The organism is Brevibacillus gelatini, from assembly GCF_050920745.1.
GTDB classification, from domain to species: Bacteria; Bacillota; Bacilli; order Brevibacillales; family Brevibacillaceae; genus Brevibacillus; species Brevibacillus gelatini.
Genome location: NZ_CP154342.1, coordinates 519,393 through 541,941, shown reverse-complemented (window position 1 = coordinate 541,941; position 22,549 = coordinate 519,393). Strand labels below are relative to the sequence as shown.

At 54.2% G+C, this 22,549-nt stretch carries 24 protein-coding genes; 6 read left to right on the top strand and 18 right to left on the bottom strand.

The window, feature by feature from the left end; translation table 11 throughout:
* Window positions 1–216 precede the first annotated feature (216 nt).
* The 5 genes from AAFJ72_RS02970 (at window position 217) to AAFJ72_RS02950 (ending at window position 4,984) form a co-directional block, all read left to right on the top strand.
* Window positions 217–1,416, top strand: coding sequence for an iron-containing alcohol dehydrogenase (locus AAFJ72_RS02970; protein WP_432775988.1), 1,200 nt, complete (start codon window positions 217–219; stop codon window positions 1,414–1,416).
* Window positions 1,417–1,500: 84 nt separating this feature from the next.
* Window positions 1,501–2,616, top strand: a complete 1,116-nt coding sequence (locus tag AAFJ72_RS02965; protein ID WP_122904471.1) for an aminopeptidase — start codon at window positions 1,501–1,503, stop codon at window positions 2,614–2,616.
* 206 nt (window positions 2,617–2,822) lie between these two features.
* Window positions 2,823–3,281: an AraC family transcriptional regulator gene (locus AAFJ72_RS02960; protein ID WP_026558325.1), complete on the top strand. Its 459-nt coding sequence runs from the start codon at window positions 2,823–2,825 to the stop codon at window positions 3,279–3,281.
* A gap of 168 nt (window positions 3,282–3,449) precedes the next feature.
* A complete protein-coding gene (locus AAFJ72_RS02955) occupies window positions 3,450–4,397 on the top strand; it encodes a helix-turn-helix transcriptional regulator (RefSeq protein WP_122904473.1) in 948 nt (315 codons plus the stop codon).
* A 65-nt stretch (window positions 4,398–4,462) separates the two neighbouring features.
* Window positions 4,463–4,984: a DinB family protein gene (locus AAFJ72_RS02950; RefSeq protein ID WP_122904474.1), complete on the top strand. Its 522-nt coding sequence runs from the start codon at window positions 4,463–4,465 to the stop codon at window positions 4,982–4,984.
* Between the two features lie 251 nt (window positions 4,985–5,235).
* Here the strand turns inward: AAFJ72_RS02950 and AAFJ72_RS02945 are convergent, their stop codons facing one another.
* Window positions 5,236–5,568: a hypothetical protein gene (locus AAFJ72_RS02945; RefSeq protein ID WP_122904475.1), complete on the bottom strand. Its 333-nt coding sequence runs from the start codon at window positions 5,566–5,568 to the stop codon at window positions 5,236–5,238.
* Window positions 5,569–5,859: 291 nt separating this feature from the next.
* On the opposite strand from AAFJ72_RS02945, the gene AAFJ72_RS02940 reads away from it, so the two are divergent.
* Entirely contained in the window at window positions 5,860–6,453 is a 594-nt protein-coding gene (locus AAFJ72_RS02940) for a hypothetical protein (RefSeq protein ID WP_432775987.1), read from the top strand.
* A 98-nt stretch (window positions 6,454–6,551) separates the two neighbouring features.
* Here the strand turns inward: AAFJ72_RS02940 and AAFJ72_RS02935 are convergent, their stop codons facing one another.
* The 17 genes from AAFJ72_RS02935 to AAFJ72_RS02855 form a co-directional block, all read right to left on the bottom strand.
* Window positions 6,552–7,865: a VWA domain-containing protein gene (locus AAFJ72_RS02935; protein WP_432775986.1), complete on the bottom strand. Its 1,314-nt coding sequence runs from the start codon at window positions 7,863–7,865 to the stop codon at window positions 6,552–6,554.
* Window positions 7,866–7,920: 55 nt separating this feature from the next.
* The gene (locus AAFJ72_RS02930; protein ID WP_432775985.1) at window positions 7,921–8,592 is read right to left on the bottom strand and encodes a pilus assembly protein TadG-related protein; all 672 of its coding nucleotides are present in this window, start codon (window positions 8,590–8,592) and stop codon (window positions 7,921–7,923) included.
* On the bottom strand, window positions 8,593–9,084 hold the full coding sequence (locus AAFJ72_RS02925; protein ID WP_432775984.1) for a TadE/TadG family type IV pilus assembly protein: 492 nt from the start codon (window positions 9,082–9,084) through the stop codon (window positions 8,593–8,595).
* Window positions 9,071–9,271, bottom strand: a complete 201-nt coding sequence (locus AAFJ72_RS02920; protein WP_122904479.1) for a hypothetical protein — start codon at window positions 9,269–9,271, stop codon at window positions 9,071–9,073. Before AAFJ72_RS02920 ends, AAFJ72_RS02925 begins: the two co-directional genes overlap by 14 nt.
* A gap of 40 nt (window positions 9,272–9,311) precedes the next feature.
* Window positions 9,312–9,512, bottom strand: coding sequence for a hypothetical protein (locus AAFJ72_RS02915; RefSeq protein ID WP_122904480.1), 201 nt, complete (start codon window positions 9,510–9,512; stop codon window positions 9,312–9,314).
* The gene (locus tag AAFJ72_RS02910) at window positions 9,509–10,228 is read right to left on the bottom strand and encodes a hypothetical protein (protein WP_122904481.1); all 720 of its coding nucleotides are present in this window, start codon (window positions 10,226–10,228) and stop codon (window positions 9,509–9,511) included. Before AAFJ72_RS02910 ends, AAFJ72_RS02915 begins: the two co-directional genes overlap by 4 nt.
* 54 nt (window positions 10,229–10,282) lie before the next feature.
* Window positions 10,283–11,317 carry a hypothetical protein gene (locus AAFJ72_RS02905; RefSeq protein ID WP_432775983.1) on the bottom strand — a complete coding sequence of 345 codons (1,035 nt, stop codon included), beginning with the start codon at window positions 11,315–11,317 and terminating at the stop codon, window positions 10,283–10,285.
* Between the two features lie 50 nt (window positions 11,318–11,367).
* Window positions 11,368–12,774 (bottom strand): VWA domain-containing protein, encoded by a 1,407-nt coding sequence (locus AAFJ72_RS02900; protein WP_432775982.1) that lies wholly within the window; start codon window positions 12,772–12,774, stop codon window positions 11,368–11,370.
* Between the two features lie 121 nt (window positions 12,775–12,895).
* The gene (locus AAFJ72_RS02895) at window positions 12,896–13,120 is read right to left on the bottom strand and encodes a hypothetical protein (protein WP_026558333.1); all 225 of its coding nucleotides are present in this window, start codon (window positions 13,118–13,120) and stop codon (window positions 12,896–12,898) included.
* Between the two features lie 98 nt (window positions 13,121–13,218).
* Window positions 13,219–14,154: a type II secretion system F family protein gene (locus AAFJ72_RS02890; protein WP_432775981.1), complete on the bottom strand. Its 936-nt coding sequence runs from the start codon at window positions 14,152–14,154 to the stop codon at window positions 13,219–13,221.
* 4 nt (window positions 14,155–14,158) lie between these two features.
* The gene (locus AAFJ72_RS02885) at window positions 14,159–15,085 is read right to left on the bottom strand and encodes a type II secretion system F family protein (protein WP_432775980.1); all 927 of its coding nucleotides are present in this window, start codon (window positions 15,083–15,085) and stop codon (window positions 14,159–14,161) included.
* Window positions 15,063–16,451, bottom strand: coding sequence for a CpaF family protein (locus AAFJ72_RS02880; protein WP_432775979.1), 1,389 nt, complete (start codon window positions 16,449–16,451; stop codon window positions 15,063–15,065). Before AAFJ72_RS02880 ends, AAFJ72_RS02885 begins: the two co-directional genes overlap by 23 nt.
* A gap of 12 nt (window positions 16,452–16,463) precedes the next feature.
* The gene (locus tag AAFJ72_RS02875; protein ID WP_432775978.1) at window positions 16,464–17,621 is read right to left on the bottom strand and encodes an AAA family ATPase; all 1,158 of its coding nucleotides are present in this window, start codon (window positions 17,619–17,621) and stop codon (window positions 16,464–16,466) included.
* A gap of 3 nt (window positions 17,622–17,624) precedes the next feature.
* Window positions 17,625–18,470 carry a flp pilus assembly protein CpaB gene (locus AAFJ72_RS02870; protein WP_432775977.1) on the bottom strand — a complete coding sequence of 282 codons (846 nt, stop codon included), beginning with the start codon at window positions 18,468–18,470 and terminating at the stop codon, window positions 17,625–17,627.
* Between the two features lie 102 nt (window positions 18,471–18,572).
* Window positions 18,573–19,046 (bottom strand): prepilin peptidase, encoded by a 474-nt coding sequence (locus tag AAFJ72_RS02865; RefSeq protein ID WP_432775976.1) that lies wholly within the window; start codon window positions 19,044–19,046, stop codon window positions 18,573–18,575.
* Window positions 19,047–19,298: 252 nt separating this feature from the next.
* On the bottom strand, window positions 19,299–20,207 hold the full coding sequence (locus AAFJ72_RS02860) for a histidine kinase (protein ID WP_432775975.1): 909 nt from the start codon (window positions 20,205–20,207) through the stop codon (window positions 19,299–19,301).
* Window positions 20,204–22,420, bottom strand: a complete 2,217-nt coding sequence (locus tag AAFJ72_RS02855) for an ATP-binding protein (RefSeq protein WP_432775974.1) — start codon at window positions 22,418–22,420, stop codon at window positions 20,204–20,206. Before AAFJ72_RS02855 ends, AAFJ72_RS02860 begins: the two co-directional genes overlap by 4 nt.
* Window positions 22,421–22,549: the final 129 nt, after the last annotated feature.

The following is a 22,549-nucleotide window of genomic DNA, read 5'->3' as shown; positions in this document are numbered from 1 at the left end:
TTTTGCCAACATTCGTTTGCATATTACTTCCCTGCTGCTTCTGAAGCAGCGGCGCAAGTTTCGTCTTGTCTGTTTTACTATGCTTTTTTCCCGCGAGAGGTATTACGCTTGATCGGGGTCTGAAATGCAGAAGTCTCCCCGCTCAAAAAGGCTCTTTCGCCAGCTTTGTGTTACACTGTCTTTGGTACAACCTACACGTGAAAGAAGGAATAGCAGATGTTTCCCTTTGAAGTATCTTTTCCTACCCGTATCTACTTCGGCATGGGTGAACTTGCGCGTTTGGGCCAGGCAGCGAAAACTCTCGGCAACAAGGCGCTTCTCGTTACAGGGGGCAGCGCAGCCAAGCGCACGGGGCTTCTCGACCGCGCGATTACGCTCCTGCAGGAAGCGCAAGTAGCCTTTGTTCTCTTTGACAAAATCGAACCGAATCCGCGCACGGCTACGGTCGATGCCGGGGCAGCGCTCGCCCGGAACGAACAGTGCGACTTCGTGCTGGCGCTCGGCGGCGGCTCGGTCATGGATGCGGCCAAGGCGATTGCAGCCGCAGCGCTTTCCGGCCGTCCCATCTACGACTACATGCGCGGCAACCCGAGCGGCACAGGCAAATTGCTCGTGCCTGTGCAAGAGGCGCTTCCGCTCCTGACAGTGCCTACGGTAGCCGCTACCGGGTCGGAAGCGAACAACATCAGCGTCCTGACCCATTGGGAGACGCATGAAAAATCCTCCATCAACGGCCCGGCTCTCTTTCCGAAAATCGCCATTCTCGATCCATCCGTCACCTTTACCGTTCCTGCGCGCGTCACGGCGGAAGCTTGCGCAGATATTTTTTCCCATCTGTTTGAAACCTATCTCATCAGCGCTGACAAAACAAACGTGCAGGACGGGATCACAGAGACACTCATCCGGCTTGTCGCCGAGCATTCCCTCACAGCGATTCGCCAGCCGGATCACGAGGAAGCCCGTTCCACTCTGCTCTGGGCGAGCACGCTGGGCATCAGTCCGTTCGCAAACGCCGGACGCGGCGCAGGCATGCCTCTGCATGGCATCGAACACCCGTTGAGCGGAATTTACGACATGGCGCACGGGCGCGGTTTGGCGATTTTGTCCATTCCTTACTTCGAGCAGGTCATTTTGCCGCTTCGTCCGGAACGGCTGGCGCGCATGGGCCGTCACTGCTTCGGCGTCACCGAAGCGGACGAGATGGCGGCAGCGCGCGCGACCATCGACGCTGTTTCGCGCTGGTACAAAAGCATGGGCATCACCGAGCGGCTTTCCGACTTCGGCGTGACAGAAGACGCCTTGCCGAAGATGGCCGAAGAAGCCATCACCATCGGCGGACGCGGCGCAGGCTACCTGGCCAGCGCCAAAAAGCTGAACGCGGATGACGTCATTGCCATCTATCGAGCGTGCTTGTAATCGTCGAACATACTGGCAAGACGGATCTTTTTTGTGCGATAATACGATTAATAAAAAAATTTTTACTATACGGAGGTCGTACATATGGCAGATCCACGGATCAATGAACTGGCTAGCCGTCTCGTCCGCTACTCGCTCAACCTGCAAAAAGGGGAAAAGGTCCTGATTGAAAATACTGGCCTGCAACCCGAGCTTGTCCGCGCACTCGTCCGCGAATCGTTTGCGGTCGGCGCTCTGCCGCTCGTGACGCTGAAAGACCAGGAAATTTTGCGCGCGCTCTACCAGGGCACCAGTGAAGAACACATGGCCTTAATGGCGAAGTACGAATACGAGCGCATGAAAGACATGGACGCGTACATTGCGATCCGCGCTTACGAGAACATCAATGAATTCGCTGACGTTCCGGAAGACAAGATGGGCATCTATTCCCGCATCCTGTACCAGCCTGTGCATACAAATGAACGCGTGCCAAACAAGCGCTGGGTTGTCCTGCGCTACCCGAACAAATCGATGGCGCAACTGTCCAACATGAGCCTGGAAGGCTTCGAGGACTTCTATTTCTCCGTGTGCAACCTGGACTACGCGAAAATGTCCAAAGCCATGACTCCGCTGAAAGAGCTGATGGAGCGCACCGACCGCGTCCACATCATCGGACCGAAAACAGACCTGCGCTTCTCCATCAAAGGCATCAATGCAGTGAAATGCGACGGCAAACGCAACATTCCGGACGGTGAAGTGTACACAGCGCCTGTCCGCGACTCTGTAGAGGGCACCATCTACTACAACGCGGCTACCAACTACCGCGGCATGTCCTTTACCGATGTGCAGTTCACCTTCAAGCAAGGAAAAATCGTGGAAGCGACCAGCTCCAACACCAAAGCGCTGAATGACATTCTCGACACGGATGAAGGCGCTCGCTACATTGGGGAGTTTGCAATTGGCTTCAATCCGCACATTCTCCACCCAATGCTCGACATCCTGTTCGACGAGAAGATCGCAGGCAGCTTCCACTTCACGCCTGGCAACGCCTACACAGTAGCAGACAACGGAAACCGTTCCTCTGTCCACTGGGATCTGGTACAAATCCAGCGCCCTGAATACGGCGGCGGCGAAATCTGGTTCGACGACGTGCTGATTCGAAAAGACGGCCGCTTTGTCCTGCCGGAGTTGGAAGGCTTGAACCCGGAAAATCTGGTGTAGGGCCATACCGTATAGCACGTCTGGCACGAAGAATGGATAGGCTTCAGAGAGCATCTGAAACCCTATCCATTTTTTCATGCTCATATCTATTGAAAAATCATTATTTTAAAATTTACAAAAAATCCCTAAAAATTTATGCAAAATTTTTTATAACATGCTACATTCAATACGGCAACCAAATCTACGAAGAAAGGAAGCGACTTTTTATGAAATGCAAACTCGAAACGTTCCCCCCTTATCGCATTGCGTATATGCGGCGAGTCGGTCCATACGGTCCTGCCAATGTGGAAGTAATGGAGGAGCTAAAAAAATGGGCGAGGAAGAACCAGCTTCTGGATTCGGCTATCCTGTTTGCCATTCCACAAGACAACCCACAGACAACCGCACCTGAGCGCTGCCGCTTTGATGCTTGCATCGTGCTCTCCGAAAATGCCCAGTTGGACGCTGCCGATTCAGCTATCCGCGAAGGCGAGCTTGCCGGCGGGAATTACCTCGTTTTCGAAGTGAAGCATACAGCAGAGGACATCCAGCGGGCGTATACAGAAATTTTTCCTGCTCTCCACAGCAACGGCTACACGATGGACGATAAACCCATTCTGGAAAAATATACGGGCGATCTCACGACCAATCCTTATTGCGAAATATGTGTGCCTGTTAAAGTGTGATAGACCAGTCTGGCGGCATGGCAATACTTGCGGGATAACGTTGCCGGCATGACACGACATGGCGCGGCGTGACGACCGTCCGGCAGAAAGTTCATTTCCGGCTTTTGCTCGCTTGACGCAAAAAATACAATAAGGATAAGACACGTTTTGGGGAAATGGGGGCTATCCATGAACAAATCAGACCGCCTGCTGGCCATTGTGCTGGAGCTTCAGCGCAAGCGCACCTTGCGCGCGGAAGATTTGGCCGCGACATTCGAAACGAGTGTGCGGACCATTTACCGCGATATGCAGGCGCTGAGCGAAGCTGGGGTCCCCGTCGTCGGCTCGCCCGGGCAAGGCTACTCGCTGATGGAAGGCTTTTTTCTGCCGCCCGTTCGCTTTACGGTCGAAGAAGCCGTCGCGCTGCTGATTGGCGCAGACCTGGTCGAGCAGGCGTTTGGCAAAAATTACGGTCACAGCGCCCGCGGCGTCGAGCGCAAAGTCGAAGCGATTCTGTCACCGGAATTTATCCGGGAAGTAGAGCGGATTCGCTCGACCTTTCGCCTGCTCGACATCGGAGAAGCCAACCAGCGCGAACAGGAAAAACAATACGCCGAACTGCTCCACGAAGCCATCCTGCATCGCCGCAAGGTCCGCTTTCGCTATCGCAAAACCATCCCGGAAGCGGACGGAAACCGCGAGAGCGTGCGCGACGTGGCTCCCTACGGGCTTGTGTTGGTGCGGGGCGTGTGGACTTTGCTTGCCTTTTGCGATCTGCGTCAGGACATTCGCAGGTTCCGCCTGTCCCGGATGGGCGGGCTGACCATGCTCGCAGACAGCTTTGACCTGCCGGAGCACTTTTCGTTTGACGATTACAAGCCTCCCGATGACCGCACACTCGAAGTCCGCTTGCTCATCCCGCCAGCGATAGCCGATCAGGTGCTGGAAGCAAAGTCCTTTTATATAGAAGAAATGGCCGATCATCCGGACGGCGTGCTGGTCACGCTGCGCGTCCGGCAGCTTGAGGAAATATCGTCCTGGGTACTGGGACTCGGGGCCAATGCCTTTGTTCTGGAACCGGAATCGCTGCGCCAAAAAATTCGCGAGGAAGCGGAAAAAATGCTCAAACGCTACTGACATACTGCTGTCAGTAGCGTTTTTGTATGCTAGGGCTAAGCAAATGAAGAGGAGCTGATTTTTTCATGAATCCAGTCGAAATCGTACGCAATCTGGAAAAGGTAACTGCTCATTACTTGCAAGAGCTGGAAGCATTCAGCATGGAGCAACTGCACAAAAAGCCGAGCGAGGACGAGTGGTCGTTGGGGCAAATGTACGTGCACCTGATCCAGACGGCCTTGCACATGCAAATCCCCAACATCGAAAAATGCAAAGCGGGCGGTCCGGAAGTTAACATGCCGGGTGCCGAGATGGGGGAGATCGGGAAAGGAATTTTTGCCCAAGGCTCTCTCCCGCCGATTCGCATCAAAATTCCTGCCTCGCCCGAATACACACCTGCCCAGCCCGCAAGCAAGGAAGAGCTGGTCAACGGCATGCAGGCAGTGCTTGAGCGCATGCGCGAGCTGGCCCCGACGCTGGACGAAATCCCGCCCCAACACAAAGTAGAGCACCCTGGCTTCGGCCCGCTCGCTGCCAAGGAATGGTTTGCGCTAGTCGAGATGCACTATCGCCACCATCTGCACCAATTGAACAGGCTGAAAGGCTAGCTTTTTTCCCTGAACATGCAAGCGAGCTTCTGGTAAGTCGGCGGAAACACTGCCCGATAGCGCAGGAAGGACGGGATCGGATAGCGTATGCCAATCCCTCCACCAGCTCGATTGCGTCGCGGAGAGGAAAGCTGAGCGCCATAAGGAAGCAAATTCGCCTATCGTTAAGTTGTCACAAACGAACGATAGGCGAATTTTTGCTGTTGACCAGCGCTTTTTTTGCGTTTTTCATTTTAAGAAAATACTGCTCCTTACGTTTTGAGACTGTTCTTTTTCCCCAATTGCCCAACTAAATCTTTCATAAGCGTTACAAACCACACGAGTATTTCCATAAGCGCAAGGAGAACAAACAGAGCCCATATCTCCCCTTGACCAAGACTATGCCACAGATTATCTATTTCCGTCCCGGAAGCGCGCAGCAAGGACTGTAAAAAGAAGATGATCGGTCCAAATACAGCGGATACGATGGTCAGGGTTGCGAGAAGCTTGCGCTGTTTCCGAATGAGATACACAATACTACTGACTAGTGCTATCAAAATAAATCCATAATAGAAGCCCCAGACCCAAGAAGGCAACGTCTCCATGATTTTCCCCCTTTGCCAATGAATCAATTGAAGCTTTGTCATAACCATATGGAGCAAAAACTTGTGTTTGTGTGGTTACTTTCATTCTACAGGAAAAGATGGTTTTTTACTATTTTTACCATTCAACAAAAACGCGGCGTCCCACTGTCCGTTTTCACTGACTTTCTAGACAGCGCCTTTTAAAGCAAGCTTACAACTTCGTAAGGTAATGGAAAGGAAATTCGATTTCTCCACGCCCCGTCTCCTGTTAGGATAAGAAAGGATTACGCAACAGGCACGGAGGCTTGATTGATGAAAAAACTGGCAACCCTTTTACTCGCAACGACGCTCCTGGCGTTGATTATCATAGGCTGTTCCAAGCCCGGCACACCCGAGCAGGTGCAGGGACTGGGAAAAGAAGAAGCGGCGCAAATCGCTGCAGCCGCTGTCCGTCAATACTACCATGTTTCCGTAGATACCGCCGACCGGGAGATTACGCTGGAAGACCCTGCCAAACTGATTGATGCCGCCACTGGCGAGCCGATCTACAAAGGAGTGCCCGTTCACGCCCTGCTTCGCGGCGAGCCGAAAAGCGGCGATATTTATGCCTACCACGCGATTATCGAGCCAAAGAAGAAGCAGCTTCTCTCGCTCTCCATTGACGTGATCGGCAAGGACGGCGAGAAAGCGACGAAAACAATCACCGAAGCGGAACTGGAAAAAACGGCAGCCGACTTCGTGCGTTCGCAAAACTTGCTGGCAACAACAAACTTTCAGCTCGTCCGAACATCAGAGCCGACAGCCAATGAACTCAAACGCTACTTTTACTATTCAGACGGCTACAACGCGGTCGCGATTGGAGTAAATACGGCATTGAAACAGGTCGTTACTTTCACCTATGACTGATATGACTGATATGACTGATCGGATCGACCACGCCCAGGCTATTTTTCGGCAAAAAAGTCCCGTTGCCAGACACACTCTTGCGCAACGGGACTTTTCCACTAGCCACCACTGTATTTTTCCTCGATTTCTTCTTTCATTTCCTGATACGTCTTGTTGGTCAGGTTCACCAAATAATCGGTAAGCTCCTCTTTCGATTGTGCGGCCAACGTTTCCCTGGCCTGTCTTTGCTTCGTAAAATATTCCCTGGCCTGATTGCCGATCTTGCCGTTTGCCGCCAAATACTCGATGGCCGTCCCAAGGTTCAGGCTCTCCCGCCAGCTTTTGTCGTACCAGTCCCGGTTGTAGGCGTCGATCCACTTGCGCCGATCAATCAGCACCGCGCCTGCTTCCGTCAGGGCGTCCCGTTTCCACTGCTCCCACTTCTGGGCGATTTCTTTTGCCCGCTCCAGCTCTCTTTTGAATTGCTCGCGGTTCGTTACGTTGGCATACAAGCCTTCCGATGCCTGGGCAATCGCCTTCAGCTGCTTTTGCCCTTCGGCGTTCACGTCAAAGCCGATCACGTTTAAAAGCGGCATGATTTTCGACTGGGACAGCTCTTTGGCTACGGCCACCGGATCGCCGCCACACGTCTCGATGCCGTCGCTGACCAGGTAGATGACGTTCGTGTTTTTATCTGCGGAAAACTCCGCCAAATCTTGCTGGGCAAGCTTGAGAGAATGGGCAATTGCCGTCCAGCCGGTCGGCGCAAACTGCGCAAGCGCCTCGTCCAGCCGCTTCGGCTCGTACGATTGCAGCGGATAGACCAGATCGCTGCGGGAGCACGAGAGCTGTCTGTCCCCATCGCCACTGCTCCCTTTGTGTCCATAGACGCGCAGCGAAATTTTAGCTTCCTCCGGGAGTGATTCGGCAAATTCCTTGATCGCTTCCTTGGCCAGCTGCATTTTGGTTTTGTCGCCAATTTTGCCAGCCATGCTGCCGCTCGCGTCCAATATAATTTCGACGTTAAAATTTTCCCGAAACTGAAACCGTGCATCCTCGATGTCCGGGCTTCCGAACGAAGCCATTTTCCAGCGATCCACAACCATCTGCGGGCTGAGGTAATCCTCGGAAAACAAATCGAGCAGCTGCTTCCAGTACAGTTGCAAATACGCCTCGTCCATCCCGTCCACCACGGTAGGCATTTTGTCGAGAATAGCCGAGATGGCAGCCCGATGCGGGTGTTGGGCGAGGTAAAAATGCGTCCCCGCCAACTGCCCGGGCTGCTCCGCGATCAACTCCTGCGTGCTTTGCGGCCATTTCACCTCGCCGATTCGCGGCCCTGCTCCAGATGCGCCAAGGGTGCAGCCGCACAGCAGCAGGACGATCATCAAGCTGTTTGCCAGGCCAAGCCTGCGCCTGTATTTACCATGCATACGGTCAGCACCTCCTTGTCGTATGTATGTTTGACGAGATGAACCGATTTTGCTTTTACAGCATGCCAGAGCCAAGAAAAAGGCCTCCTGCCGCATGAAGAAAGCCAATCTGCCTGCTCCACCCCGTCTGGTACACTTCTTCCTCGTGCTTTGGATCGGGCATGAAGGAAAAGTCAAACGTAGTGGAGCGAAAGCGGACAGACGTCTGCACCTGGATGCGCTCATCCGAAGTGACGACAATTTGCGAGCCGCGCACGGTGGCGTGATTGGCCTCCAATATCGTGACGACGACATCCCGAAGCTGCGGAGCCGCTTGTGCCAGACCTGCCTGCACATAGAGCAGCAGTTCCACGTTTGCCGGCAGCCAGCTTCCCAGCACCTGGTCAATCGCTTCATACCGCACCTCGCTCCTTGACCAGTCCGGATGGCTCGCACGGATGGAAGCCTCCGCCTCATCCACAAACGGCTTGATGAACGTTTCGTCCTTCAAGCGCATGGGAGATTGATCGTAGCGATCCAGCGCCTTTTCCATCTCGTCGTAAATCGGCTTGACCGCCGCCAACGCCGCTTGCTGCGCACTGTTTGCCGCCTGCTCCTTGACGACGAAGACAGTCGAGAGGTTAAACAGCGCCATGAACAGGACGAGCATGATGTGCATGAAGATGGTCAGCGTAAAAATCGTGACATTCCCTCGTTCATTTCGCAAAAACGCAAGCCTGTCTCTCATCTAGTGAACCACCCTGCTCGTAATCTCACGCTGAAACGAAATCGTCTTGTCAGCTTCATCCATGTTCCGCGTCAAAATATCCGGCAAAAAGGCGATTTCCAGGTTCGCGCCGATCATGACCTTGAAATAGCCGTCACCTTGCGATTCGATGTACGACTCCCCTCTGTTGAAGCCGATGCCGCCGCCCGCTCCGGCGAGCACTTTTTCCGCAGCAGCGAGCGCACTGGACTCGCTCCCCGTAATGGCGTATACTTTTGCCGCCTCATTGGCAGCCGATTGGGCAGCAATCACCCCGTATACCCCAATCAAAAACTGCCAGCAGACGAGCATGATGAGAAAAAGCAGCGGCAAAATCCCGAGAAACTCAATCGTGACCGAACCTTTTTCGTCAGACAGCGCACGCCCCAGCTTCCCTGCGTCCCTCGCTTCGGCGCGCCTCTGTCCTTGGCACAGCATCACCCACTGCCTGGGCGTATGGTTAAACAGACGCATGTTTCTTCCGGAGAAACGCCAGATGATTTTTTTTCATAAACGGCAGCCCGATCGCCAAAATGACCAGCTGGATCGGAAAATCTCCCCGGTAAATGGCGCCGATGATCGTCGCAGGCACAATCAGGGCGTAAAAGTAAAGCAGCATGAAATTCCAAAAGCGCTGCCAGTTTCTCTCCTGCTTGGACATGTCATTTCCCCCTCCATGCTTTTTCGCCTGGCGTCAAGCTTTACCGCTTTACATCTTTGCGGCGAGCGTACTCCATGCCAGCCTGTTCGATATAGGGCAGCGCAAACCAGAAAAGCAGCAACGGATAAGGAATCGTCTCCCCCACGATCATGAGCAGGCAGCAGAGCGGCAGGAGCACACCGTACAAAACAATCGCGATCCTGTTCCAGAGCCGCTGCCTTTTCACTGCTTTTGTCGTCAAGCCGTGTCCCTCCTCCCGGTATCCACGCTCTCTGCGTTCGCTGACTCACTCAGCCATTTGTGCGTGTACATCGTCAGCATCACCGCCATGAACGGAAAGAAAATGACATTCAAAAGCAGCTGCGTAAAAAAAACCGCGCCAAAGCTGGTCGTAATGTACGTAACCGTAAACAGCCCGATCACGCTGATGGCCCACTCGATGGCGCTAATCAACAGGATGACGCCAAGGATGGAGAAAAAGTGCTTTTTCCCCAGCGCAAACGCCTTTTTCCAGCACTGCTGCACCGGCTGCTTTTTGATGACAGTCAAGTACGGGGTCAAGTAAAACAGCACGAGGATGACCACCCCTGGCACCACAAACAGCAGCATGCCAAATGACACGGCAAGCACGTAGATAATTCCGAAGACAAACACAGCAAAGCTGTGGTCCAAAAACGTGCGCAGCGCCTGGCGAACCGGCCGCTCCTCCCCCTCAAGCTCGCTTTGCACATACTGGGCAAACGGAAGCTGAACGACGGTCAAAAACACGAGCAGCAAAAACAGGTTGAAAAAGGCTGACACCACCTGCCCGCCTGTCAGGACAGCGATAAAGTGGATGTAGTTGACGGTAAAATTGTGAATGAGCAAAAAAGGCAGAACGACGACTGCTGACAAGAGCAGCATGGACTCAATGTTGCGCGTGTAAAACAGGAAGCTTTCTTTGATCGGATGCTTCACTCTGACTCATTCCCATCTAACGTTTTGGCGACCAGTCACCACCAGCATCAGGCGCTAGGCAAACTTTTTGTACAGCTTGCGCCCCCATCGCGTCAGCTTGCTGCCTACCCACAGAACCCCGCCGATCGAGACAAGCACAAGACCGACCGTCTGTCCTCCGGGAACCATCGCGGCGATGACCCCGGCATCCATGAGCGTACTGCCGAAGCTGCCGGTTCCGTCGATAAAAGAGTCGACGCGCTCATCCTTGCTGTTGCTTGAATCAAAAGCATCCCGGAAATTCGTGAACGTGTCGATGCTGTCAAACACGAGGCCGATCCCGGCCGTTGCGACGTTCAAGCCTTTGACCAGCCCTGTCACTTGCAGGCCGCTGGCTGTGTCTTTGATGAACTTGAAATTCATCACGGCAGAAGCTGCATCAAAGCCGTCGACAGGCAGGCCGCTCAACCAGTCATAGGAAGTGTCCTTGAGATGGATGTCGATTGCCTTGACGCCCAGCTCGACGAGGAACAGGCTGCGCATGGTGGCAAAAGTGGCCGGGTCGACATTTCCTTCCGCGAGATCAGCCGCCAACCCAAGGCTGCCGCCGAACGCCTCATTGATGGACCAGTTGACATAGTCGTATGCTTTGGAATCGCCTTTGCCGGAATAGCCGCCCGGTGTGACGCTGCCGGGCTGCGTATTTCCCGGAGTCAAACTGCCGGGGTGCATATCTCCAGGATTGACATTCCCCGGTTGGGTATCACCAGGATTGACGCTTCCCGGCTGATAAACACCCGGATTCACATTGCCCGGCGTGACGTTGCCAGGCTGCACACCGCCCGGTCGCATGTTGCCTGCATCCAGACTCCCCGGCTCGATCTCACCTGGTGAAATCTCTCCTGTTTCCCACTGAAAATTACCGGGTTGTATGTTGTTTGGCGAAATGTTTCCCGGCCTGATCTCTCCCGGCTGGACTGCGCCCGGACGCACGTCCCCAGGCGCCAAAGATTCTGCGTGTACAAAAGCTGCAAAGGGGAAGAGATTCATCATCAGAATGAACAGGGCCACAATCGCAGCCCAGTTCGTGCGTCTTGTATGATGATTCACAGCATTCACCCCGATTTCATTAATCCCTGGCAAACCGCTGATCGACGGTGCTAGTTACTGCCCGCCTTGGTGCGGTACTGCTCAGAAATGGCTTCAATGGTTTCCTTGTAAGATTTTTTGGTTAGGGAATCGAGCAACTCTTCCAGTTCGTCCGCCCGCTTATCCACGTTTCGTTTATGCTCATCCTGCAGACGGCCCAACTCTTCGGCAAGCTGCTGCGGGAACCGTTTATCCCGTTTGATTTGCCGAATCATCCAGTCGATGTTTCGCTTTTCATCGTCGGCCAAAAAATTCCACTCCAGCTTGTATTGCGTATTGTTTAGGAGCTGCTTGACTTTCCGGGAGTACGCTTTACTGGACTCTTTGCTCTTCCAATTGTGCCATTCGAGAGCAATTTCTTTTGCTTTGGAAAATTCATCTTGCAGCCCTTTTTTGTCGCGAATAGACACATAGCGGCCGCGCGCTGCTTCTGCGACTGCCTTAAGCTGCTTTTGCCCCTCTCCATCCACGTCAAAACCGATGACATTCAAGATAGGTGTAATGTTGGAGTCAGCCAACTGTTTGGCTGCTGCCACCGGATCGCCACCGCACGTCTCGATTCCGTCGCTGACGAGAAAAATCAGGTTTGTGTTCTTGTCCCCAGCAAGCTGGCTCAAGTCTTTTTCTGCCTCCTGCAAGGAATAGGCTATCGGAGTCCAGCCTGTCGGCTGAAATTGGTTCAGACTTGCGGCAAGCTTTCCGGCGTCGTATTTTTGCAACTCGTACACCAACTCGCTGCTGCTGCAGGAAAGCGCCTTGTCGGACTCTTTACCGCTCCCTTTGTTCCCGTATACGCGCAGGGCGACATTGGCATCTTTGGGCAACGCCTCTGCAAACGCTTTGATCGCTTCCTTGGCCGCATCCATTTTCGTTTTGCCGTCCATTTGCCCAGCCATGCTGCCGCTCGCGTCGAGAATGATCTCCACGTTGTACTGCTCCTTGAACTGAAAGCGTGGATCGTCGATGTCGGGACTTCCAAACGAAGCCATTTTGATGTCTTCTATCAGCCGTTCCGGATCAGGATAATCCTCGGCGAACAGCCCGAGCAGTGCCAAGTAGTACATGTCGATTACTTCCTGATCGGGGTTTTCAATCGCAGGCAAATCGTTCAGAAACGCTCGAAGCTCTTGTTCATGCTCGGAAAAGTTCGTTCCGGCATAGCGCCCGATGGGAAAGCTGGCAATCTCGGCGGCCGTCTCCGGAATTTTCGTGGCCCCTTCCGGAAGCAGTGCCTTCAGGGCCGCGATCTGCTCCTCCCGCGACAGCTTCTGCCCCTGTTGGAGCGGCTTCTCAGCCTGTTCGTCGGGCGCCACCACTGGCGCATTCGTCTCCTGCGTACTCGACGGCTCCTCGCTGGAGCAGCCGTGCAAGACGACCATCAGCCCGCAGGCTGCAATCAGTACCTTGATAGCTTTCATCTGTATGTACCTCCGTCATATCAGAGCTGCTTTGGTGTTCGCCTGGCAGAAGAACGGGGAAGTTAGTGGTGAAAACCAGCTTTCACCACTAACCGTCGGCACTGGCATCAACATGTTGGCATTAGTCACCTGTGATCTTGTCACCAATGTGCCCAATGACTTCCGACAGCGTGTTGGAAACGGCGTTACCCACATTCTCGTCTTTACTGAAAAAGGTTGCGACAGCGCCAAGCACCGCCAAAACGACCGCAGCCAGTGCGATCCATTCGATGGATTGCGCGCCTTTTTGGTTGCGCAGGGAAAAGCTTGCTCTTACAAACAGTTTTTGCATCATGGTTGTCATCATCGTTTTTCCTCCAAACCGGAATATTTTTAATAGGTACAAAAATGACTCCCGGACGTCTCTACCTGCATCACCTCCCTTTCAGGCGTCCGCTTCTTCATTCATTGAAAAATGCCGGTAAACGTTTTGGCATTTTCCAGGATGTTCAGCACCATCAGCCCGCCGATCATCAGCATGGCAGTTGGCGCGACGACGAGCGTGGTAATCAGCGTCACTTTTGGCGAGGCTTTCGCTGCCTTTTCCTTGACCAGCTCTTTGCGCATTCGCCGCATGTTGTCCGCCTGCACCTTGAACGTCACCGAGATTGGCACTCCCAGGCGCATCCCCTGGATCAGTGCCTTAATCAACATCTGAAATTCCGGGTTGTCGTTTCGCTTGAGCAGCTGCTCATACGCTTTTTCCCGCGGCACGCCAAGGTCGATCTCCTGGTTGAAGCGCGAGAACTCTTCCTGAATGGGTCCGCTGAAAAAGCGAATGACTTCGCGCAGGGCCTGATCGAGACTGACCCCGGCCTGAAGCGTCACGCTGACGGTGTCGAGAAATTCAGGCAGATCGTAGCGAATTTGCTGTTGACGCTCGCTCGCCTTTTTTTTCAGCCAGAAAATCGGCAAAAAGTAGCCGGCCAGCGGCCACAGAATCAGGCCAAACTGGGCAAAGGGGAAGCCCAGGACGAACAGCAGCGCCCCGACGATGATGCCGAGCAGCGTCAGCACGATTTTTACCCCTTGAAAGCGGGCTACCGTCAGATCGAGCGGGCGGCCCGCCTTGAGCAGCCAGTCCTCCACTTCGTGCGATTCGCTGAAAAAATTGAAGCGCTGGCCCAGGACCGCATAGTCATCCCCGTAGCGCAGCAGCCGTTTGACCAGCCGTTCTGAAGCGGTTTCCGGCTTGCGCACATGGTACGTCCGATGGCCTGTCACTTCGTACATATGCTCGATCAGCGAACGTTTTTGCACAGAAAACAAATACCATTCCTTTAAAAATATGGAAAAGAACAATAAAAACAGAAACAGGCAGGTGATAATGAGTGCATCCATCGTGTCACACCTTTATATTGGTCACTTTTTTTACCAGGATGTAGGACAAAAGCGTTCCGATCAAAAACAGTCCGAGCAGCACCAGCCCCATCGGCGTAAACAGCGGATCGATAAAGCCTTTGTTAATCATGTTCATCATCAGCACCAGGGCGACGGGCATGATCGGCACGAGATACGAGACGTAGCGCTGCTCGGCGGTCATCGTCTTGATTTCCTGCGAAACGAGGCGACGCTCCTCCATCGTCTCGGCCATCTCCTGCAGCACTTCGCTCAAGTTGCCCCCGGCCCTGCGCTGGATGAGCAGCGTCGCCGCGAAAATGCGGAAATCGCGCGTCGGAATCCGCTTTTCCATCTCCAGCAGTGCCCGGTCAAAACTGACGCCTAGCGCCAGCTCCCGCGACATCCGCTTGAACTCTTCTCCGGCCGGAGCGTTCAGCTCTTTGGCCACAATCGCGATCCCCTGGGTCAGCGTCAGCCCTGCGCGCAGCGAGTTGGCGAGCAGACGGCACACCTCCGAGAGCTGATCGTTCAATCTCTCCAAATATTTGTGGCGCCGCGCAAAAAAGACGGCTTTCTGGATGACATATATCGCGGCCCCGCCCGCTATGAAGTTGTACGGAGCCGGGATCGCCACCACGCTGTGCAGGAAAAAACCGAGCCCCATCGTGCCGACGAACATGCCCGCGAAAAATTCGGATGGGGTCAGCGGAATGTTGGCTTTTTTCAGCTTTTTGCCGATCTCCTGGGCGTACGGCTTCTGGTCGAAGCGATCGCCCCATACGACGATGAAGCTTTTGCGCTGCGTTTTTACCTCGTACCAGTCTTCCGCCTTCTTTTTCCACTCGTTTTTCTTCGAGCGGTAGCCAAGGTATTCGTACATGCCCCAAATTCCGAACAGCACCGCCAGACTAAACAGAATAGCTAGGCTCACGTCTGCTCCCTCCCTTCGGCGTAAACATGGATTCGTCCAGATCAATTCCGTAAACGTTGAGCCGCTCCAGGCTGCGCGGGATGATTCCGGTCGGCGTAAAATAGCCGAGCACTTCGCCTTTGCTGCCGATTCCGGTCCGGTGAAAGCGGAAAATTTCCTGCACCTCTACCCGTTTGCCCTCCGCCTTCGCCACTTCGGAGATCGAGACGATTTTGCGCGTTCCGTCCGACAGACGCATGACCTGCACGATGATGTCCAGCGCACTGACGATGTACTCGCGGATGATGGCCGAGGGCAAATCCATCCCCGCCATGACGACCATCCCTTCCAAGCGGTTGAAGGCGTCCAGCGGCGAGTTGGCGTGGACGGTGGTGAGCGAGCCTTCATGGCCCGTGTTCATCGCTTGCAGCATGTCGAATGCCTCCGCGCCGCGCACCTCCCCGACGATAATCCTGTCGGGCCGCATCCGCAGCGAGTTGCGCACAAGCTGGCGGATTGTAATTTCGCCTTTTCCCTCCATGTTCGGCGGACGCGCCTCCAGCCCGACGCAGTTCGGATGGGTCAGCTTCAGCTCCGCCGAGTCCTCAATCGTGATAATCCGTTCGTAGTGGGGAATCGCCCGCGCGGCTGCGTTGAGCAGCGTCGTTTTCCCGCTCCCGGTTCCGCCAGAGATGAGGACGTTCATTTTCGCTTCCACGACTGCCTGGATGTAGCGTGACATCGCCTCGTCAAACGAGCCGAATTGCTGCAAATCCTCCATCAAATACGGCTCTTTGCGGAATTTGCGGATCGACACCAACGTTCCGTTCAAACTGATCGGCGGGATGACCGCATTCACCCGGCTCCCGTCCTTCAAGCGGGCGTCGACCATCGGCGAGCTTTCATCAATCCGCCTGCCGAGCGGCGCCACGATCCGGTCGACGATGTGCCGCAAATGCTCTTCGTCGCGGAATTTCAGATCGGTCAGCTCCAGCCGCCCGCGTTTTTCGATGTAGACGGTGTTGTGCCCGTTAATCGAAATTTCCGTAATCTCCGGGTCGGCAAGCAACGGCTCCAACGGCCCCAGCCCCACCGATTCGTTAATCAGGCGGGTCAGCAACAGCTCTTTTTCACTGCGCGGGATCACTACTTTTTCTTCTGACATGTACTGCGACACGAGCCGCTCAATCGCCACCCGCATTTCCTGCGAGCCAAGGCTGGTCAGTCTCTCCAGATTGGTTTCCCGCAAAAGCCGCGTCTTGTAATGCTCTGCCAGCTCGTCAATGTACGGGTTGAAGGCGGGAGCCGCAAGTGTCGCTGCCAGCGTCGCCCGTGGCGACTCGGTTTCTGCTGTCTTCTGCTCCTGCTTGCGCTTGAATAAAGCCATCTAGCTTCCCCCTCACGACAGTATGCTCTGGACCCATTTTCGGATGTCTTTTGCCGCGGGAGTCAGTTTTTTCTCGTTCGCCTCTTTTTGCAACGGCCTGCCAGAATTGACGGCTGCCTGCACTCCCGCGTGATCTCGCCTGATTTCCGCCGTAATCGGAGCGTTGAACAGTCCTTTCAGATCGGACACGGCCAGTTCGTTATCCCGGCCGACCTGGTTGACGACGACTTCCAGCCTGCCCTCGGTATCAATGCGCAGCCGTCTGAACAAGTCTTCCACGAGTCGATATATTTGCACGGACGGCGTATCCAGGTTCATCACGTAGTAAATCATGTCGGCCTCTGACAGAGCGGCATACACCAACTCGTTCATATGGCTCGGCAAGTCGATGATGACAAAGTCGTAGCTGCGGCGGCTCGCCCGAATCAGACGTGTGACAAACGCCTCGGACATGTTTTCCGCGATCTCGGCGTCACGCGGGCTGACCAGCACTTCCAGCTTGGAATGAGGCTCGCGCTGCGCTACGTTGCGGATGTGAAACTCGTTCATCTCGTTCATGACCGGAATCAGGTCCCCCAACGTGCGGTTGCTGTCAAACGACAGAAACGTCTCGACACCCCCGTACTGCAGGTTGAGGTCGATTAACAGCACGCTGGCCGTCGATTCCAGTTTCAGCGACTGGGCAAAGCCGGTGGCAAGCTGTGTGCAGCCGCTGCCTCCTTTGCCGCTGTAAAACGAATACACCTTGCCCCGCCCGCGCACAAACGCTTTGCCGGAAGCATCTGCGCCTTTTTTGCGTTGCTGAATCTGGAACAGCTCGGATATTTTTTCGAGCCGATCGGTCAGCAAGTTCAACTCGTCGGGCATGACGATGTACTCGACGGCTCCGGCGCGGACAACATCCCGCAGCAGGACAAAATCTTGCTTTTCCGTCAAAAAAATGACGATTCCCTCCGGCAACTCGCTCTGTATGTACTGCACCAGCTCGACTCCGGCCCCTTCCTCGGACTGGACGAGCAGCACGACATCGGGGCCGATCCGGTCGATTTCTTTTTTCACTCCGCTGGACGTCGTATAGCGTACCTGCTCATACCCGGCCAAAAACTCCGTCAGCATCTCCTTGACCGAATCGTGATCGGCGACTACAAGAATTTTCACTTCTTTGCTCATGACTTACCCTCCGGTTTTTGGTGCTGGATTGGCTGGCGGCTGTCCCGAAGTTGGCGGTTTCGCTTGTGGCTGCTGCGGATTGGTCGGTGCTGGCAGCGTTTGCTCGGTTGGCTGAGCGGCTGACGGTGCCGCTGGCGTAGCGGCTGTCGGCGTCTGCGGCTTCGCTTCGGCAGGCTTTGGCACAGTTTCTGTCCTGCCCGGCTCGGTTGTCGTAAACGGGTCGGGAATTCCCAGCTCTCCTTTTCCGACATTTGCTTTCAGGATGCGTATCAGCTCGGCGTAGTGCTGCTGATGGATGAATTTGGGCACATCCTCGAAAGGCAGCTCCAGCGCCACGCCCTTGAACTTGTTATCCGACTTCGCCACCATGGCGACAGGCACGTCTTTCATGAACACCTTGGTTACAGGCTTGCCCCCCTCCGTCGTCGAGATGATAATGTCGACGCGGTCGAGCGCCTCCAGCTCCTGGTCAAACATGACGTTTCCCGACGCGTACACCGTAACCAGGCGGTTGTTTTGATCGCGAACGATGTTTGCTGGCTTCAAAATATTTTTCGTAATGACATCGCCTTTCGACAAAGGTACGACCGTTACCTGATTTTTCAGGCTCAGCTTGTCGACGACATACGAGTCATCCGCGTACTTTTTCGGAATTTGTCTTGTGGTCAATTGATCAGGTTGGATCAACGCCCGAGAGGGAATATCGACATTAGCCTCGTAAATCTCCACCATCTCCCCAAGCTGCGCGTTCATGTCCTTGATTTTTTTCAAAAACAGAAACCCCGCCAGCGCTGCAAGCAAAAAGGATAACACCAGAAAAATGATTGCCCGTCGTTTTGATTCCAACATGAAAAGTTTCCCTCTCTTTTTCTGTAGCTAAGATGATGTCAAATCATGCTGAGTGCGCTCAAAATTCCATAATAAGTAAAAATACCCACTGTGATTGTCGGACTATTCCCCAAGAATCACCGCCTGGTAATAGACAACCATTACCAGCAACAGCCCGGTTCCCCCCGCAATGAATGGAGCCAGCGGGATTTCCCGCTCTAACGACACCCTCCGCGACAGCCTGTAGACAAGCCACACAGGAAGCATGATGATTCCAGCCAGCAGATAGGCAAGCCCCATTGCAACTAATCCCGCCTGCCAGCCCAGCGCGGCCCCTACCACCGCGAACAGCTTGATGTCGCCCCCCCCCAACTGCCCATTGCTTACGACTGCCATCCCGAGCGACAGGCCGCCAAGCACGATGACCCCCAGGACGTGCACCGCCCAGTCTTCCGGCCGAAGCACTGCATGCGCGATGAGAAAATAGGCGATCCCAGGCAGTGTCAGCCAGTCGTAAATCAGTCGGTAGCGTAGGTCTGTGTACACAGCCACCGCCATTACAAAAAGAATGGGAATGATGACATACCAAGTCGTCACGCTCGATCCTCCTCTCTTCCTTTCGGAGGAAAATTTCACCATCACAGACGGTCTTTTGGATAATTTTGTTGCGCAAACGGAAAAATTTTTGGTTTCCTTTGGGAACAGGTCCATTTTCCCTGTATCCGGCGCTATTTTGGCCAGATTGTCGTTGTCGAATCGTGCAGGGGCCAAAATGCCTGTACCTGCACGCAAAAAAAGAGTGGTTCAGCAGATCGGATTCCTCTGCCAAACCACTCTAGGACTGCCTTGCTACTTTGTCCCTTGCATTTTCGGGACGCGAAAAGAAACCGTCATGCCGCGATTCACGCCGCTCTCGATCTGCAACCCTTTGCCGTATCGCTGCTTCAGGCGATAATCGGTATTGAACAGCCCGACGCCTCTACGTGTTTGCCTGTCGCCCGCGAGCAGTTCCTTCACTCTCTCCTCCGCAACGCCCACGCCATCGTCTTCCACCTTGATTTCCACCTCGTCCCCGTCATGCGTCACGCTAAGAGTCAAGGTCCCGCCTTCGATCCGGTTCAGCAAGCCGTGAACGAGAGCATTTTCTACAAGCGGCTGAATGGTCAGCGGCGGCAGATAAAAATCACTGTCCTCATCGATCTTCCAGACTACGCGCAGCTTGTCCCCGAACCGCACCTGCTCAATTGCCAGGTACGAGCGAACCAGCTCCAGCTCCTGTGCAAACGGAACGATTTGCTGCGCATTTTGGAAATCAAAGCTTCTTTGCAAATACGTGCTGAATTGCAACAGCTGCTCGCGCATGCGCGGCGGGTCCAACTCGCTGAGAATCGCTATCGAATTTAGTGTATTGAAGAAAAAGTGCGGTTTGATTTGCGCCTGCAGCCACGCGGCTTCCATGCGCAGCCGTTCCTCGTCGGACTGCTTGACCTCTACCAGTGAGCGTACTCGCGCTCTCAGCTCCAGCGGATCGACTGGCTTGGTGACGTAATCATTTGCCCCCGCCAAAAAGCCCGCGGCCACGCCCTCCAGATAGCTGCGCGCCGTCAGCAGCAAAATCGGCAGCTCCAAAACGGTGTAGCGAGCGCGAATCAGCTGCGCCAGCTCGTAGCCAGACATGTTCGGCATCATCACATCAACAATGACGAGATCCCACTGCTCCCGCTCCAACTGCTCCAACGCCTCCTTGCTGCTCGTCACCCCGGTAATTTCGTATCCTTCCGTCTGCAAAATACTTTCAAAACAGTCAAATTGAACGGTTCGTCATCGACTACTAATATTTTCGGACGACCGATGACCACCCCGTCGTCAGACGAAGCATTTTCAGGAGTGTCCCCCGTCTCTTCTGCGCTCTCTGTAAACAGCGGAGGTGTCAACAGCGACGACTCTGCGGCAGATGCCGTCTCCGCTGCTGCTTCCGGGATCAAGGGCAGAGAAAACGTGAACACAGAGCCTTGCCCCGGAGTTGATGCCACTTCCAGCTCACCGCCGTGCATCTCCACAAGTTGCTTGCAAATGCCCAAGCCAAGACCGATGCCCCCATCTACTGCTGCCACTCCTGGTTGTCCTTGCACGTACGGTTGAAAAATGTGCTGCTGTGTTTCCTCGTCCATGCCAATCCCCGTATCTGCCACCCAAATGTACGCCTTGTCTTCCCGCACGCTCGCCCCGATTGTAATCGTCCCTTCTTCCGTGTATTTCATTGCATTATGGGCGAGATTGAACAAAATTTGCACGAGGCGATTTTCATCGGCCAGCACCAGCGGAAATGATTCCGGGATCGCGAGGATGAATTTCACTGGCTTGCCTTCCTCCATCAGCCGCAGCATGTCGAGTACGCCAGTTGCGACCGTCTGCACGCTGACGCTTTTTGGCACGAGCTGAACACGCCCCTCCTTTAACCGCGTCACATCGAGCAAATCGTTCAGCAATAACAACATGCGCTTCCCAGCCGTCACGATCATCTCCATCCGTTTTTTGCTCTCGTTGTCCATCCTGCCCTGTTCGCGCTCCAGCACGGTTTGCGCAATATTCAGGATGCCATGCAGCGGGTTTCGCAGTTCATGCGACGTATTTGCCAAAAACGCATCCTTGTTTTGATCCTCCCGCTGCAGCCTCGCTGCCAGTTCCTCGGTCCGGGCGGTTGCGCGGAAATAGCGAATGAACCAGTACGTGCCAAAGGCGAGAAACGCCGCGATGAAATCAAACGGATAAAACGTCAGATCGACCAGAAGCCGATTTTTGAGAGAGCCCCAGACGATGTTGGCGGCAATTCCCGACGCACCGAGCAGCAGAAAAACAGCGTCCTTGTCTCCTGTTCTGACCGTTTGCCAAATGATGAAGAGAACCATGAATCCGGCCGGCAAGGAAATGAACGACAGGATGATTTTGACCAGCCAGGCAACCGATGCAGGCGGAAAACAAATCAGCAACAATACTTCGAACAAGCACAAAACATAAAACCAGCGATTCGTTTTGCCTGCTTTTCCGAGCAACTGGGCGACAAAAGCAAACAGCATCGCATAAACAGTCGCATAGGCCATGTACGCCAACCGGACTGACAGCTCATAATTGTACGGAACTACCTGAAACAACAGCTTGTCATCATCGACCAAAATCGAGCATACCGCGGCGCTGACCAGCGCGGCAAAGGTCAGCAAAATCGGTCGCCGCACGCCGACTGCATAGACGATCATCGCATAGGCAGCGTGTACAGCCAAAACGACGCACACCATCAGCTGCATGAAATGCGAGGTCGAGACACGCTGGTCGATGGCCGCCTGTTTGCCGAACAAAACCGACTTTAAAATCCCGCCAGTCAGGTAGGCTTCATTGTTTGCGACGTGGACGACCAGTTCAAGCTGTCCGCGTTCCGGGGTGAAAAAGACAGAGTACGGCAGGTTGCGCAAAACCATCCGGCTTTCGTCCGCGTCCGGATGCCCGGATTCCCCCAGCAACTGTCCGTTCACATAGACGCGGGATGCTCCCTGAATCTTGGGAAAATGAACCCCGGCCGGAAAGCGCGCGTTCTCATCCAATTGAATCAGCAGGCGATACGTGCCGTAGCGATGTGTAGCAGCGCTCCCTCCGCTTCCGGCAGCCTCTCCCCAATCGCCCGGAACCGAAAGCAAGCCGGGGGACAGACCGGAAAATGCACTTTTTGCCTTGGCTTCCGCGCCTGGAACGATCAATTGCCCAGGGTAAAACTCCCATTGGCCGCTGAGAGCAACCATTTCCTCCTGTTCGAAGTCCCAGCCCCGAAGGTCAAGCACGCCACCGACGGCATGGTGCGGCACTGGAACCTCGTGATGCGCAATCCAAAGTAGCCGAATCATCGTGATGACCAGCAAAAATAAGCCAACAATGACAGTCAACTTCCATTTGTTTTGCAGTATTCCTTGAATTTTTATCATGAGCCTTCACAATTCCTTTTTCAGTCGATTAAAGCAACTTTTTGAAAACTTTTAAAGTCTACAAATAGTAGAAGGAGTTTTTCAAGCATTAGTCGCATTTCATTATGAAGAGAAATATTTGTGCATTCA